16 protein-coding genes are annotated in these 14659 nt (G+C 38.8%); 8 read left to right on the top strand and 8 right to left on the bottom strand.

What is annotated here, in order from left to right:
- Positions 1-645 carry an HD domain-containing protein gene (locus FCR2A7T_RS01815; protein ID WP_023569559.1) on the top strand — a complete coding sequence of 215 codons (645 nt, stop codon included), beginning with the start codon at positions 1-3 and terminating at the stop codon, positions 643-645.
- A gap of 85 nt (positions 646-730) precedes the next feature.
- Entirely contained in the window at positions 731-1429 is a 699-nt protein-coding gene (locus FCR2A7T_RS01820) for a DUF4386 domain-containing protein (protein ID WP_023569560.1), read from the top strand.
- A gap of 11 nt (positions 1430-1440) precedes the next feature.
- On the opposite strand, the gene FCR2A7T_RS01825 is transcribed toward FCR2A7T_RS01820, so the two are convergent.
- Positions 1441-2958 (bottom strand): hypothetical protein, encoded by a 1518-nt coding sequence (locus FCR2A7T_RS01825; RefSeq protein ID WP_023569561.1) that lies wholly within the window; start codon positions 2956-2958, stop codon positions 1441-1443.
- 54 nt (positions 2959-3012) lie between these two features.
- Here FCR2A7T_RS01825 and yiaA point away from each other — a divergent pair, with 54 nt between their 5' ends.
- Positions 3013-3525 carry an inner membrane protein YiaA gene (yiaA, locus tag FCR2A7T_RS01830; RefSeq protein WP_023569562.1) on the top strand — a complete coding sequence of 171 codons (513 nt, stop codon included), beginning with the start codon at positions 3013-3015 and terminating at the stop codon, positions 3523-3525.
- A 52-nt stretch (positions 3526-3577) separates the two neighbouring features.
- Here the strand turns inward: yiaA and FCR2A7T_RS14600 are convergent, their stop codons facing one another.
- From FCR2A7T_RS14600 to hemH, 7 genes are all read right to left on the bottom strand, one after another.
- Complete coding sequence (locus FCR2A7T_RS14600; protein WP_023569563.1) at positions 3578-3988, bottom strand: DUF1573 domain-containing protein; 411 nt, start codon at positions 3986-3988, stop codon at positions 3578-3580.
- A gap of 16 nt (positions 3989-4004) precedes the next feature.
- Positions 4005-4478: a bacteriocin fulvocin C-related protein gene (locus tag FCR2A7T_RS01840; protein WP_262493722.1), complete on the bottom strand. Its 474-nt coding sequence runs from the start codon at positions 4476-4478 to the stop codon at positions 4005-4007.
- Positions 4479-4722: 244 nt separating this feature from the next.
- Positions 4723-6066: an NADP-specific glutamate dehydrogenase gene (gdhA, locus tag FCR2A7T_RS01845; RefSeq protein ID WP_023569566.1), complete on the bottom strand. Its 1344-nt coding sequence runs from the start codon at positions 6064-6066 to the stop codon at positions 4723-4725.
- A 71-nt stretch (positions 6067-6137) separates the two neighbouring features.
- Positions 6138-6920, bottom strand: coding sequence for an enoyl-CoA hydratase/isomerase family protein (locus FCR2A7T_RS01850; protein WP_023569567.1), 783 nt, complete (start codon positions 6918-6920; stop codon positions 6138-6140).
- A 4-nt stretch (positions 6921-6924) separates the two neighbouring features.
- Positions 6925-8340, bottom strand: coding sequence for a sensor histidine kinase (locus FCR2A7T_RS01855; RefSeq protein ID WP_023569568.1), 1416 nt, complete (start codon positions 8338-8340; stop codon positions 6925-6927).
- Between the two features lie 60 nt (positions 8341-8400).
- The gene (locus FCR2A7T_RS01860; protein ID WP_023569569.1) at positions 8401-8958 is read right to left on the bottom strand and encodes a CopD family protein; all 558 of its coding nucleotides are present in this window, start codon (positions 8956-8958) and stop codon (positions 8401-8403) included.
- 5 nt (positions 8959-8963) lie between these two features.
- Positions 8964-9980: a ferrochelatase gene (gene hemH, locus FCR2A7T_RS01865; protein WP_023569570.1), complete on the bottom strand. Its 1017-nt coding sequence runs from the start codon at positions 9978-9980 to the stop codon at positions 8964-8966.
- Between the two features lie 325 nt (positions 9981-10305).
- Here hemH and FCR2A7T_RS01870 point away from each other — a divergent pair, with 325 nt between their 5' ends.
- The 5 genes from FCR2A7T_RS01870 to FCR2A7T_RS01890 all read left to right on the top strand — a co-directional run bounded on the left by FCR2A7T_RS01870 (position 10306) and on the right by FCR2A7T_RS01890 (position 14650).
- Complete coding sequence (locus FCR2A7T_RS01870) at positions 10306-11061, top strand: hypothetical protein (protein ID WP_023569571.1); 756 nt, start codon at positions 10306-10308, stop codon at positions 11059-11061.
- A gap of 12 nt (positions 11062-11073) precedes the next feature.
- Positions 11074-11841, top strand: coding sequence for a hypothetical protein (locus FCR2A7T_RS01875; RefSeq protein WP_023569572.1), 768 nt, complete (start codon positions 11074-11076; stop codon positions 11839-11841).
- Between the two features lie 5 nt (positions 11842-11846).
- Positions 11847-12668 (top strand): hypothetical protein, encoded by an 822-nt coding sequence (locus FCR2A7T_RS01880; RefSeq protein WP_023569573.1) that lies wholly within the window; start codon positions 11847-11849, stop codon positions 12666-12668.
- Between the two features lie 465 nt (positions 12669-13133).
- Positions 13134-13880 (top strand): hypothetical protein, encoded by a 747-nt coding sequence (locus tag FCR2A7T_RS01885; protein WP_023569575.1) that lies wholly within the window; start codon positions 13134-13136, stop codon positions 13878-13880.
- 11 nt (positions 13881-13891) lie between these two features.
- Positions 13892-14650, top strand: coding sequence for a hypothetical protein (locus FCR2A7T_RS01890; protein WP_035116833.1), 759 nt, complete (start codon positions 13892-13894; stop codon positions 14648-14650).
- Positions 14651-14659: the final 9 nt, after the last annotated feature.

Genomic DNA, 14659 nt, shown 5'->3' on the forward strand with positions numbered 1-14659 from the left:
ATGGGTTTGATAGACAGCACGATCCTTTTCGTAAAACAACAACTGGAAAATGCCGAAGGCGGTCACGATTGGTTTCATATCGAACGGGTGTATAAAAATGCACTTTTAATTGCTGATGGCGAAGACTGTGATTTGATGGTGGTAAAATTGGGCGCCTTGTTGCATGATATTGCCGACAGTAAATTCCACGATGGCGATGAAAGCATAGGGCCGAAAACTGCCCGGGCTTTTCTGGAAAGTCAAAACGCTTCGGAAGACGTGATTGAACACGTAATTGCCATCATTGAAAACATTTCGTTTAAAGGCGGTAATTTTGAAAAAACGTTTCATTCCAAAGAACTGGAAATCGTTCAGGACGCCGATCGTCTGGATGCATTGGGTGCGATTGGTATTGCGCGTGCTTTTAATTACGGCGGCTTTAAAAACCGCACGATATTCAACCCAAATGTTCAGCCGAACCTCAACATGAGCAAGGAAGAATACAAGAATTCCAACGGTACGACGTTGAATCATTTCTATGAAAAACTATTGCTTTTAAAAGACAAAATGAATACCGTAACAGGGAAGAAAATCGCTTTGGAACGCCACAATTACATGCAAAATTTCCTCTCGCAGTTTTATGCGGAATGGGATGGGGAGAAGTAGTGGTAGTTAGCCATAATTTAAAAAAATCGTACCCGTAACACAAAATAAACATAATGATAACTATTTTAAAACAAGACTTTGCCAGATGGCTTCAAACAAAAAATTAGCAAGAATTGCAGGTCTATGTTATCTTATTGTAATTGCGACAGGCTTATTTGCTGAAGTATTCGTTCGTCAAGCGTTACTAGTTTCTGGAGATGCAATTGCAACAGCACACAACATTCAATGTTCTGAAATGTTGTTTCGTTATGGGTTTACTGCAGACCTTATCAACTTTATTATAGGACTGCCTTGTGTGATTATTATTTATAAACTTTTCAAGCCTATTAATAAAACTCTTGTTAGACTTGCTATTATATTTGTTGTTATTCAAACTGCAATCATTGCTGTGAATTTACTATTTCAAATGACTCCACTACTCCTTTTGGGTGGCGACAAATATCTAAATACTTTTCAACCAAATCAATTAGCAACACTTTCGTTATTATTGCTAAACATTCAAGCATTAGGATATGGAATTGGATTAGTATTTTTTGGTTTTTACTGCCTTATTATCGGCTATCTAATTTTTAAATCGACAATTGTACCAAGACTTCTTGGAATACTTTATGCTCTATCAGGTTTGGGATATTTAATCAATAGTTTTGTAATGTTTCTTTCAAAAGACTTTGCAAACCCTTTCTTTATTTACTTTGCTATTCCTATATTCATTGGAGAATTATCACTTTGTTTGTGGTTACTAATAATGGGAGTAAAAGAACAGGAAGTTAATTTTAAAGTGTAAAAAAACCATGGCTAACAGCGGTTTTGTCCAACCAATTCCAAAGTGACTGCATACACTTTACGCCTTTCCATTTTTGCTTTCAGCCAGGCATAAAAACTCATTACAAAGAGATCTTCTTCCCTTTGGGGACGCCATTGAAAAAGAGAATCGGCTTGAGAAACCAATTCTTCCGAGGTAAGATATCCCGGCTCATAAAGAAACCGCTCTACGAAACCAAGGAAAACCAAAACCCGTTCTTCTTTCATTTCGGTTAAATACTTTTTATACCTTCTTTTAAAACTGCTCAGTCTTGAAAGAACATAATCAGCATGGTCCAATTCGACATGCAGTAGAATTTCCACCAGATTTTTTTTGATGGTCCATTCCGTTCCCTTTTTTTTCTCATACCAGGCATCCGAACCGGAAAATGTTTTGATGATTTGCTGTACTTTTCGCAACTCATTTTGCTGAAAATGAAATACCCCCAGACTCAACTGCAAATCGAGGATGTCCGTGACTTCATTTTTGGCAACCGAATTCAAAGCGTCCTCTAACATACGGATTGCTGTGACTGAATTTCCGGAATAATTTTCATTCAGGCTACGCAATAACAGCAATCGGTTTTCGAATTGTTTAAAATAGACGTTGTCCTGTTTTTTCATTTCGACTTCCATTTTATCAAGGTATGCTTTTGAATCGTCGAATTTTTTGTTCCGAAAAAGCATGTTTGCCATAAAGTACAAGATATTGATGTGGTAAAAAAGGTGTTTTTCTGCCAATTGGGTTTTCGTGTTAATAAATCGGAAGCTGGTCGCTACAAAATGTTCAATTTCGTGATATTTATTGCGCAACGCCGCATATTCATTGGCGATAAAAAGAATCTGATACAACGATTTGAAGGTCATCCTTTCCTCCAAAGAAATCGACAATTTTGCAAAAGTGTGATGAAGTGTTTGGTGAAAATCGACGTCAGCGGTTCCTTCTTTAATTTTGGCCAATTCCATACGCAACGAGGCATACGCGAGATTTAGCTGTTCTTCCTGTAAAAATTTTTGCTGATTGATTTCGTATTTGTGAACCAATGCCGAAAAATCAATGGATGGATTAAGATACGCATATTGAATGTAAGTGTGATAAACCTCATTCAAAAGATTAAAGCGTTCGATCCCAAGTGCTTTTACTTCTGCTTTTTCCAAAATTTTAAAAGCCGCTTTGTGCTGGGAATGTTCAAAAAAAGTACGGCTCACCAAAATCAGTTTCAACACATCGCGTTCTTCCGACGTATCATTTTCAAACCGTTTGTTGGCAATAAATTCAACCAGATTCTGATACAACCGTTTGCGTAAGGCATACAAGGCCGGTTTGTTTTTATAAACCGTTATTTCTTCATTTATATCATCATTTTTAAGCAAATTAAAAAGTTGAATATTCTGCGTGTCATGCCGTTTGTTTTTCTTTTTTAAGAAAAGCATAAATTCTTCTTTTTCAACTAATGTTAGGGTTTTAATAATTCCGGAAACCGAGTTCATGTGGTATAATTTATTAAACATTAAAGATAGCTATTTTACTAATATATCGTCAGTTTTTATAAAATATTGATTTTTATGCAACCGGATTTTGACGGAATTTCGCTGTATCAAAAACAAACAATCATGGAAAATTTCAAAACATCAGAAGAAAGAGCAATCATCGGAAAACAAAACGAGCAAGCAACCATTTCAATTTTAAAACCTAGCAACGCTTTTGTCGGCGCCTCATGGATGGTTTTCGTTATAGGTGTCGTGTCGTATTGCGTTGGGTTATCCAATGCGGAAATGCAATTAAACGAAAAAGGATATTATTTCACCTTATTACTGTTCGGACTCTTTTCGGTAATCTCCGTTCAGAAAAATGTGCGCGATAAAATGGAACAAATACCGGTATCCGATATTTATTACGGACTGAGTTGGTTTTCTGCCTTGGCATCGTTAACCCTTCTTGTAATAGGATTGTGGAATGCCGATTTGGAACTGAGTGAAAAAGGGTTTTTCGGAATGGCGTACCTGGTGGGTTTGTTTGCTGCCATTACAGTGCAAAAAAATACCCGCGATTTAAAAGTATCCGAAAGCAATAATTAATTCCGAAATGGTGTAAAAAAACGGCTTTCAGATCTGAAAGCCGTTTTTTTTATTATTTTACTACCTCACCACTTAAACTTAAAACTGTAAAGGGTGGTGCTGTATTCGCTTCAAGAAGCACATCTTTTCTAATTTTCCCTACTTTATTTGGAATAAACCGCACCATAACTTTTGCACTATCTCCCTCTTTTACAGGTTCTTTAGTAAAATCAGCAACGGTACATCCGCAATTTGACTGAACATTTTTTATAACCAAATTATCAGAACTCTGGTTTTTCACAAAAAAAGTATGGTTGACAGTATCTGAAATCTTAATTCTTCCAAAAACAAAATGCTTCTCTGAAATCTCAATTTTAGTATTGGAAGGGTCTAATAGATTATTTATTTCGTCTCTTTTGAAATAATAAAACAATCCTATAACAATAACAACTACTAAAATTGCAACTTTAAAAATATTTTTCATAGCGCTAAATTCTTAATCAATTACTTACACATAACCCATTACAAACTTCTTGCAACCACCATCCACAGTTAACGGTTCTTTCACAAGACCAAACAAAACAAGAACTTCCCCAAACACACCAATCATCAGATGAGCTACAATTACAATTACTTGTTCCGCCGCCACCGCCGCCGCCAATTTCACCTTCTCCGGGTAATTTTTGTGAAATAACGGAATCGTCTACATTGTCCAAACTAGAAAAATAAGAAATCAATTGAGCTTGGGTAAAAAGTAATTTCCCAATCCTCTTCATTTCAGGCAAATATATATTATAATATTGTGCGTGATTTTCAAAGGCATTCTCTTCAAAATATTCCATCCTTAAAGTAGCTGTTAATTGATGTACAAACTCCTTTTGCGAACTATTTAAAACATTTGAATTCTTTAGTGAGTTTAATTTATTATTCCCAATGTGGAACTTATTTTCTTTTGACAACATTCCAAAGGCTATTTTTTGACTATCACCCTTTAAGTTTTTACAGCATTAATCTTTTGGATATCAACCGAACTGACTCCCTCATTTTCACAAGATGAAAACAAACAAATTATTAAAGTCAGCAACCCTAATTTTTTTAGTAAATTCATTATTTATATATTTTTTTCAAATTTAAAAAAATGAAAAAACTACAATTATTATCTATGAGTTTTAAAAAACAAAGATTTTTCTCTAAATTTTTTTATTTTAAATAAAGTAACTATACCACGCCCTGCGCTAACATAGCATCGGCGACTTTAACGAAACCGGCGATATTGGCACCTTTCACATAATCGATATAACCGTCCGGATTAGTTCCATACGCCACACACGACTCGTGGATATCGGTCATAATTGCTTTCAGTCGCTCGTCCACTTCTTCTCTGGTCCAGCTCAAACGCAAGGAGTTCTGCGACATTTCCAGTCCCGAAGTAGCTACCCCTCCGGCATTCGAGGCTTTTCCGGGCGCAAATAATATTTTAGCCGCATGGAACGCTTCCACTGCTTCCGGAGTACAAGGCATATTCGCACCTTCCGCCACACAGAAACAACCGTTAGCCAGTAAGGTTTTGGCCGCTTCCCTATCCAATTCATTTTGCGTCGCACAAGGCAAAGCAATCTCGCATTTTACTTCCCACGGACATTTGCCTGCAACAAATTGAGCATTCGGGTATTTTACAACATACTCATTAATACGACCGTAACGTTCGTTCTTAATTTCCATGATGTAGGCCAGTTTATCCGCATCGATACCCTCCGCATCATAAATATAACCGGAAGAATCCGAAGCCGTAACCACTTTTCCGCCCAATTGCGTTGCTTTTTCAATGGCATATTGCGCTACGTTTCCGGAACCCGACACCACTACCGTTTTTCCCGCAAAGCTCTGCCCTCTGGTTTGCAGCATACTCTGGGCAAAATAGACATCGCCATAACCGGTAGCTTCCGGACGAATCAGAGAACCTCCGAAAGTAATGCCTTTACCGGTTAGTACTCCCGTAAATTCATTGCGTAATTTTTTGTACTGACCGTACATATATCCTACTTCTCTTCCGCCAACACCAATATCTCCTGCCGGCACATCGGTATCAGCACCAATATGACGGGCCAATTCGGTCATGAATGCCTGACAAAAACGCATGATTTCAATATCGGATTTTCCTTTCGGATCAAAATCGGAACCGCCTTTTCCGCCACCCATCGGCAACGTAGTTAGACTGTTTTTGAAAACCTGTTCAAAAGCTAGGAATTTCAGAATACTCAGATTCACCGATGGATGAAAACGCAATCCGCCTTTATAAGGTCCGATAGCCGAATTCATCTGGATACGATACCCTTTGTTAACGTTTGTTTTCCCGGCATCATCAATCCAGGCGATTCGGAACATCAAAACCCTTTCCGGTTCTACCATACGCTCCAAAAGCATTTTGTCCTGGTATTTTTTATTTTGTTCGATGAACGGAATTACGGTTTCGGCCACTTCTTTAACCGCTTGTAAAAATTCCGGTTCGTTGGGATTTTTTTGGGCTACTGCCGCAATAAATGCATTGATTGTTTCTGACATATTTAAGTCTGGTTTAGTGTGTTGTGTATTAAAAGTACAAAAAAAGCGAACCAATTTGGCTCGCTTTAAAATTATTTCCCGGGAAATACTGCTTTTCTTTTTTCTAAAAACGCGGTGGTTCCTTCTTTAAAATCCTCTGTTCCGAAACACTCTCCGAACGCTTTGATTTCTGTTTCGAATCCGTTTACGCCGTCTTTGAAATTGGCATTGATTGATTGAATTGCTTTACTAATGGCAACTCCCGAATTTTTCATGATGCGTTGCGCAATTCCTTTTGTAAATTCAATCAGTTCAGCCTGAGCGACCACATGATTTACCAATCCGGCTCTGTAAGCATCTTCTGCCGTAACCATTCCGGCGGTCATAATCATTTCCATGGCACGGCCTTTCCCGATTAATTGCGGCAAACGCTGTGTTCCACCGTAACCCGGAATAACCCCTAAAGACGTTTCCGGCAAACCCATTTTAGCGTTGTCCGAAGCGACTCTGAAATGACAGGCCATTGCCAGCTCCAATCCGCCTCCTAAGGCAAATCCGTTTACGGCTGCAATTACCGGCTTGTCTAAATTTTCCACAAAATCGAATAACATTTCTTGTCCCTGAGCGGCCAAAACCGTTCCTTTTTCTACTGAAAAATTAGCAAATTCCGAAATATCAGCACCGGCTACAAACGCTTTTTCTCCGCTTCCGGTAACCACGATTACTTTCACCTCAGCATCTTTTTCAAGGCTGCCGAAACCGTGATGTAATTCTTCAATTGTAGCTTTGTTTAATGCATTTAATTTTTCAGGACGGTTAATCGTTATAAGGGCAATGCCGTTTTCTTTTTCGATTAAAATGTTGTTGTAATTCATCTCTTTAAGTATTTATGATGGGCAGTGTTACTGTAAATTCGGTACCTGCTCCTAATTCGCTTTCAAAGGTTATACTGCCGTGGTAACTTTCCACGATGTTTTTAATAATTCCCAAGCCCAAGCCCATTCCGCTGGTTTTGGTGGTAAATTTAGGTTCGAAAATACGATTTTTATTTTCAATACTAATACCCTTTCCGTTGTCTTTCACTATAATTTTTGCATTTTCACCTTCACGGAAAACATTCACAAAAACCATCGGATTTTCTTCGTCTTCCGGTATGGCCTGAATGGCGTTTTTTACCAGATTCGTGATGATTCGAATGAGTTGCGTTCGGTCTATTTTCGTGATGATTTCCTCTTCCTGAGCGTAAAAATGAATGAAATGCTCGTTAAAAATATCCAAAGCCAATTGTACCACATATACGATATTGAGCGTTTCATTTTGTTGTGCCGGAAGCGACGCAAAATTCGAAAACGCCGATGCCACGGAACTCATGGTGTCAATTTGCTGAATAAGCGTTTTCGAATAATCGTCCATTTTCTGTTTGATATTCGGGTCGGTCGGATCAAATTTCCGCTGAAAGCTCTGCACCGTCAAACGCATCGGGGTGAGCGGATTTTTGATTTCATGTGCCACCTGTTTTGCCATTTCGCGCCAAGCCTGTTCACGCTCACTTTGCGCCAACAAAACCGCACTTTCTTCCAATTTATCCACCATTCCATTATAAGCATCGACCAATGATTTTATTTCGTGACTGGAAGCATACAATTGAATTTTTTCGTTCTTTTTATTCAGTTGGGTTTCCCGAATTTTATCGCTGATAGTTTGCAGGGATTTGGTAATATAACTCGAAAGAAAATAAGCGATTACAAACGAGATAAGCAACATAAAGAGATACACCTGCCCGAAACGCGTCAGGAAATTGCGCAATTCGTCCTGATAAAAACTGGTTTCTTCCACATAAGGAAGGTTCAGGATTCCGAGCGGTTTGAATTTGGTATCTTTTAAATAACTATAGGAAGAACGGTATTTTTGTCCGTTAATCATTTGCAGGTCCACGAAACGTTTGCTGGTGGACGACTGAATGATTTTAAGAATAATCGGAGGAATCGGCTTGGCTACTTTGTCTACGGAAAAAGCGCCTTTGGAAGAAATAAGTACATTCCCTTTTAAGTCGTGAATATTGATTTCAAGACTGTGAATGTTCGCCAATTCGTAAATCTTATCTTTAAAAATAAGGGGCAGATTTTCGGTCGTTAAAGGATAGGTGGTCGTGGAAAGAATGTAATTGATGTGTTCGGTAATCGCATCTTCCTTACGTTCCAACCGATCCTGATGGTAATCGCGGGCTTCCTTTTTAAACTGATAAATGGAAACCGCAGCAATTAAGACTGATGCAATTAAGGTAAGCAGTATCATCGAAAGAAAAATTCGTAGTCGAAGCGATAACTGCGTTATTTTAATTGTTCCTCCCATTCTTTAGGACTGGTTTTTTTCTCTCACTTTTTTATAAAATTTATAGCCCAGCATCAGAATAATTGAAAAAAGGAAAATTCCGATGACGCCATAAATCCAATTGAAGGCATCTTTTAAAATCACCAGAAAAACCACTGCAAACAGAATTAACGTGGCACCTTCATTCCAGAGTCTGAAAAAACTGGAAGAATGTTTTACTTCGTTTCGTTGCAACTGCACAAAAATCTGGTGGCATTTTAAGTGGTATAAATATAGTAAGAAAACAAATCCCAATTTCACATGCATCCACGGCATTTTAAGCCAAGCATTTCCCATTGTGGTTCCGAAAAGCATCCAAAAGGCAAAAATACTAGCCAAAACGGCGGAAGGCCATGTAATAATGTACCACAAACGATACGACATCAATTGGTATTGTTTCACCAGAATATCTTGTTCCGGTTGTGGTTTTGCTTTTGCTTCCGCATGATACACAAACAACCGCACAATATAAAAAAGCCCTGCAAACCAAGTGATTACAAAGATGAGATGCAGGGATTTTATGTAGTTATAATACTCGTCCACAAGGATTAGTTTTTAGCCCAATCGGTAATCCATTTGGCGATGGTGTCCATCCAATTGTCATCGTCATTTAAACAAGGAATTGCCAAGAAATTCTCGCCTCCGTGTTCTTTAAACTGATGGTTCGCTTCCATGGCAATTTCTTCCAGGGTTTCCAAACAATCTGCCACAAAAGCCGGTGTTACCACGGCAAGGTTTTTAATTCCTTTTTCAGGCATTTTATTGATCTCAACATCGGTATACGGCTCTAGCCATTTGTCGCCCGCCAATCGGGATTGGAACGTCTGACTGTATTTTTCTTTCGGAAGTCCCAAAAGAGCCACCACTTGTTTTGTGGTTTCATAACATTGGTGACGGTAACAGAATTCATGCGCCGGCGAAGGCGTGTTGCAGCAAGATCCGTCAATTTTACAATGCGATTTGGTCACGTCGGTTTTGCGGATATGACGCTCCGGAATGCCGTGATAGGAAAACAGCAAATGGTCGTATTCAAAACCCTCTAAATGTTTTTTGATGGAATCGGCTAGATTTTGAATATAGTCTTTCTTATTGTAAAAAGCGGGAACGATGGTAAAGGTCATTTGCGGGAAATGTTTTTTACGCAGTTCTTCCGCCAACACTAAAATAGTAGTCGTAGACGCCATCGCGTGCTGCGGATACAAAGGAAACAGCATCACTTCCGTTACGCCTTTATCTGCCAATTCCTGCAAGCCGGACAACATGCTCGGATTTCCGTAACGCATCGCCAAAGCCACCGGAACATCAACCCGATCCTGTACTTTTTTATGGGCTTTCTTGGAGATAACTACTAAAGGCGACCCTTCCGGAGTCCAGATTCTTTTATAGGCTTCTGAAGAACTTTCAGGGCGTTTTCTTAAGATAATACCGCGAACCAAAAGGGCGCGCAACAAATAAGGAACATCAATTACGTATTTGTCCATTAAAAATTCATCCAAATACGGTTTTACGTCTTTTGGCTCCGGACTTTCTGGTGAGCCAAGATTTACCAGCAATACTCCTTTCATTTTTGATTTTTTTCAAAGGTAGTGTTTATTCCTGATTTTTAAAATTTGCGTATTTATGATTTTTTAAGACTTTTTTTAGGTAATTCATAAAAATAAATGCCTATTATTTAGGAATATCATTTTTTTTTGATCAAAAAAATTTTTATTGTTATTTTTTAATTAAATTAGGCTGGTCACAAATTTTAAAAACACAAATAACTAACAATCAAAAACTTAAAAAATGACAAAAAATAAAATTTAACATTTTTACACGCAACCGTTATAAAAAACCACCATCTATGAGAGGTTAACATTTGAATAACACAAAACGACAAAACTTGACATTATGAAGAAATTTACCATTATGCCCCTTATCATACTGCTAAACTTTTCCCTTCATGCTCAAGTTTCCGGAGTTGGTATCGACACTTCCAATCCGCAACAAAAATTACACATTGCATCGCCAACCGGAACTATTCGTGTTGACGGACTCAACTCACCCAACAATCCTTACAATGGAGGAGGAGTCGACAAAACGTATCCGCTCTATGTGGATTACAATGGCGACTTAACCCTTAAAACATCTGCCTACCAAAACAGTGATGGAGGAGATGCTTATTCCACTGCCGCAATTAACGGAACGGTTGCCATAATTCCGGTTGTTCAGGCAGACGATGGTTATGAAACTGTAGAAATCACTTCTTATAATTTTACCGTGGCACGCAACACCATCTTAGAAATAAAATATTCTATTAGTGTTGAAGTATTTCAGGACAATCTTTTAACCATCATTAAAGATGCTTATGCCAGAAATATTACCAATTTTTTCACCATAGACACACCAACTTTATTAGCCACAACCCGGAGGTATGCACCAAGCTCAAAATGTTATTTCAACAGAAACGATATCGTAAGCAATCCCGCAGCTTTACCGGATGCGGCTACCGGCTACATCTATAACAGTGGCACAACATACATTCCTTTAACTCCGGGGTCTCATACCCTCCGATTTTATGGCACTGTATGTTCGGGTACAAACAACCGCGCAACCTATGTACGCTTTGCCGGAGGACCAGACGCTATTTTCTTACGCCTGTATTAAAACCATTCCACTATGAAAAAGACTATCCTATATATATTATTTTTGTTGAGCTGCTTTTCTTATTCTCAAGTAGGAATCGGAACAAGTACACCTCAAAAAGATTTACACGTAGCAGGAACCACCTCTACCATACGTATTGAAAGCCTAAACAGCATCAACAAGCCCACTTTAAACGATGGTGTTAAACTGGCGCCTGTATACGCAAAACCCAACGGCGATTTAACATTAGACCCTCCAGGTTTTACTACCGGTGGTGGCGCAGGAACCAACGAACCTTTAAACTTCCTGATAAGTGTCCCGAATTTTATCCCTAACGGGCCTTTTGGAGACGGAACGGTTGTTGCCAATCCTGTTGGAGTGACGAATGCCAAACAACAAATCGTATCCGTTCCTTTTAACAGCCCTCAAAACGCGTTAATTGAAGTTCGCTACGCCATGACCATTGATCTTTCCGATCAATTCTTACCAGCCGCCGCCGCTTCAACCTTTAATGATATATCCGCAAGAGCAGTTCGCTGTTATTTTTATATTGATTTAAACAGTGACGGACTGGATGCTACGGAACTTACAAAAATATATGGACTTCACGGGGAAGCTTACACTTCCTATTCCCAAGGATCCGTAGGGTATGCCTTTATTCATGGTGTTGGTTACGGAAATATTCCTGCCGGAAACCATTCCTTAGTGTTTTTTGGAGAAACCACAGATGGTAATAGCCGAGACACTTACGTGGGCTTTGGAGGTTCAACCGATTATTTAAAAATTCGTATTTACAACTAAAAGCTATGAAAAACACTTTCACCATATTATCACTTGTATCAACCTTATTTTCATTTGCACAAGTAGGTATCAACAACAGTACTCCGCAGGAGAAATTACACATTTCAGGATCGAATTCCACCATACGTATCGAAGGATTAAATGCTGCTAACAATACTTTAAACTTAGGCGCAAATGAAAACACCCGGGTTTATGCCAATGGAAACGGCGACTTGGTTTTAAGCACAGTACCAACAAGCATCGCCATTTTATTTAATCCTGCCAATTATTTGAGCGACCCTTTGGATACCGGTGGAGCAGACACCAATCAGGTCAATCAAACCGGTGTGGGTTCCGGATATTCGCAAGTCGGTTGGCCAAGACAAACCGGACCGGGATTATCTACCTTTACTCTGACAAGACCTGCCATTGTAGAAATAAACTATGCCATTTCCTATGAAATATACAAAGCCGGAGTTCCCATTGACGATTACCATGCCCGAACCGCGCAATTTTACACCTATTTAAGACAAACCGGACCGGCTGGAGCAATAGTCACTACAGATTATGATGGGAATCCCATAGATTTCGCAGGAAATCCAGGTGCTTTGGGGTACAGCGGGAATTTTTACACCAACGGAAGTGCTGCAGGCGCAGGAGGAGGAGAAGGCTTTAATAAAAAATTCTATGCCACCGGTCACGACTATGTAAAATTAGGCCCCGGAACCTACTGTCCAATGTTTTCAGGCATTCTTTTCGTTGCCAACACAGGGGGAACCGGTGCCGTAAAAATGCAAATTGGCGGTGGAGATGATGAAGTTTTGGTTATTGCTCATTATTACAATTAAAAAACAAATTTCATATTAAAATAAAAAAGCAGTCTTACGACTGCTTTTTTTTATGTCTTTATAGTTAAAAAAAACGTTTTTACAACAATAGCATTGTTTTATGCAAAAAAACAGCATAATAAGCAAAAGCATAATAAATCAATACAATAATGTTACAAATTAGTAACCTAAAACAGCTTTTTCTTTCAATGTTTCTTCCGATTTTTGTATCATCTCCCGAAAACACTAGGGCTAAGAAAACTTCTCACACCAGCTCCTAATAATAACAAAAATAACTTTAAAAGTTATTTTTTTTAATTTTTCAATAAAAACACAATATTATTATTATATTTATACATCAACACTGATATTGTTGTAATATTTATATTTTTTTAATATTTTTTTAATACATAACGCAACCGCATGACTTAATTTGCATCTTATAAAAACAAAGCCCCCCAATTATTAACCAAATACCACAAGAGCATGAGAAACACCTACCTTTTATTCGCTTTGCTCGTTAGCTGTTTTGCAATAGCGCAAACGAGTGCCGTTGGAATTGGAACTACTAACCCTCAACAAAAACTACACCTGGGAAACGGTGTGGGAACACTTCGAGTTGAAAGTCTTGACAAAGACAACAATCCGTACAACGGAGGAAACCTAAATCCAACAGGAACCTATCCGTTATACGTTGACAGCGATGGTGTATTAGGTTTGAAATTACAAACTTTATACAACAGTGATGGCAGCGATGCAATTGACAACCTAACCATTCCGGAAACTAATGTTACTCTAGTAGGAGCAGACGCAGACGGAAAAGTCGAATCTACGTTTAAAACCTACACTATAACCACAACAAGAGCTTGTATTATAGAAGTGAAGTACAGTGTTAGTTTCGAAGTTTACGAAAAAAACACTTTAACTAAGATAAGAGACGCCGGTGCAAGAAGAATCTCAACGTATTACACTTTAGATAATGGCACGCGCAAATACGGACAGGCATCAAGATGTTACATGAACAACAACATGAATAACCCAGCTCCGTTTTTATCAACAGATGTAATGGCAGCTGTAGGTCCTGCTTACAACTCATCCACAACCTACATTCAGGTACCGGCCGGAACACACACCTTGAACTTTAAGGCAGAAATCTCCTCTAACCTACCTTCTCTTCCTACTTACGTAAAATTGGCTGTAGACACAGATTCAATTTTTATGAGAATGTACTAAAAAAGCTTGCTATGAAAAAATTTATACTCCCACTATTATTCCCTACAATACTAACAGCCCAAGTAGGAATAGGTACTTCAAACCCAACCGCTGATTTGCATGTTGCGGGCAATACTTCGACCATACGAATCGAACAATTGAATGCCACAAACGATCCAACCCACAATGATGGTGTAAAGCCTTCACCCGCTTTTGTAACAGCACTTGGCGACGTAACCCTAAACCCTTCCGGCGCCAACGGTACAGGACCAGGAGGCATAATGGCTCCCATCAATTTTTTAATGACGATCCCTAATTTCATTCCGGACGGAGCAACCAACAGAGGCGTGGTTATCAACAACACTACCCTTGAAACCAGCAAAACAGGATTAGTACGTATTGTTCCTTTTACATCACCACAAGAAGCTTTAGTAGAAGTAAAATACAGCATCACCACAATTTTGTCCAGCACCGACTTAAATACGGCATTAACTTATTTTGATGACATCTCAACAAGAGCTATCAAATATTATTTCTGTATCGACATCAATAACGACGGATTAAGTCCCGCCGAAGCAGCCAAAAAATACGGACTAAACGGTCAGTTTTATTCTTCGCACACACAAGGAATTTTAGGTTATTCCTTCACCAACGGACACGGATACTCCAACATCCCACCTGGAAACCACTCACTACACTTTTTTGCGGTTGTAGTTGATGCCGACAACAAATACACCAGTATTGGCGTTGGCGGTCAAACAGACTCCTTAAAAATCAGAATTTACAATTAAAATTACGCC

This window comes from Flavobacterium cauense R2A-7 (assembly GCF_000498475.1).
Lineage (GTDB): Bacteria > Bacteroidota > Bacteroidia > Flavobacteriales > Flavobacteriaceae > Flavobacterium > Flavobacterium cauense.

Bases quoted from the DNA above. Each gene is read 5' to 3' on its own strand.
- FCR2A7T_RS01855 (WP_023569568.1), bottom strand. From the start codon at position 8,340: ATGATACTGCTTACCTTAATTGCATCAGTCTTAATTGCTGCGGTTTCC.
- FCR2A7T_RS01875 (WP_023569572.1), top strand. From the start codon at position 11,074: ATGAAAAAGACTATCCTATATATATTATTTTTGTTGAGCTGCTTTTCT.
- FCR2A7T_RS01885 (WP_023569575.1), top strand. From the start codon at position 13,134: ATGAGAAACACCTACCTTTTATTCGCTTTGCTCGTTAGCTGTTTTGCA.
- gdhA (WP_023569566.1), bottom strand. From the start codon at position 6,066: ATGTCAGAAACAATCAATGCATTTATTGCGGCAGTAGCCCAAAAAAAT.
- FCR2A7T_RS01825 (WP_023569561.1), bottom strand. From the start codon at position 2,958: ATGTTTAATAAATTATACCACATGAACTCGGTTTCCGGAATTATTAAA.
- FCR2A7T_RS01820 (WP_023569560.1), top strand. From the start codon at position 731: ATGGCTTCAAACAAAAAATTAGCAAGAATTGCAGGTCTATGTTATCTT.
- FCR2A7T_RS01880 (WP_023569573.1), top strand. From the start codon at position 11,847: ATGAAAAACACTTTCACCATATTATCACTTGTATCAACCTTATTTTCA.
- FCR2A7T_RS01890 (WP_035116833.1), top strand. From the start codon at position 13,892: ATGAAAAAATTTATACTCCCACTATTATTCCCTACAATACTAACAGCC.
- FCR2A7T_RS01815 (WP_023569559.1), top strand. From the start codon at position 1: ATGGGTTTGATAGACAGCACGATCCTTTTCGTAAAACAACAACTGGAA.
- FCR2A7T_RS01850 (WP_023569567.1), bottom strand. From the start codon at position 6,920: ATGAATTACAACAACATTTTAATCGAAAAAGAAAACGGCATTGCCCTT.
- hemH (WP_023569570.1), bottom strand. From the start codon at position 9,980: ATGAAAGGAGTATTGCTGGTAAATCTTGGCTCACCAGAAAGTCCGGAG.
- FCR2A7T_RS14600 (WP_023569563.1), bottom strand. From the start codon at position 3,988: ATGAAAAATATTTTTAAAGTTGCAATTTTAGTAGTTGTTATTGTTATA.
- yiaA (WP_023569562.1), top strand. From the start codon at position 3,013: ATGCAACCGGATTTTGACGGAATTTCGCTGTATCAAAAACAAACAATC.
- FCR2A7T_RS01870 (WP_023569571.1), top strand. From the start codon at position 10,306: ATGAAGAAATTTACCATTATGCCCCTTATCATACTGCTAAACTTTTCC.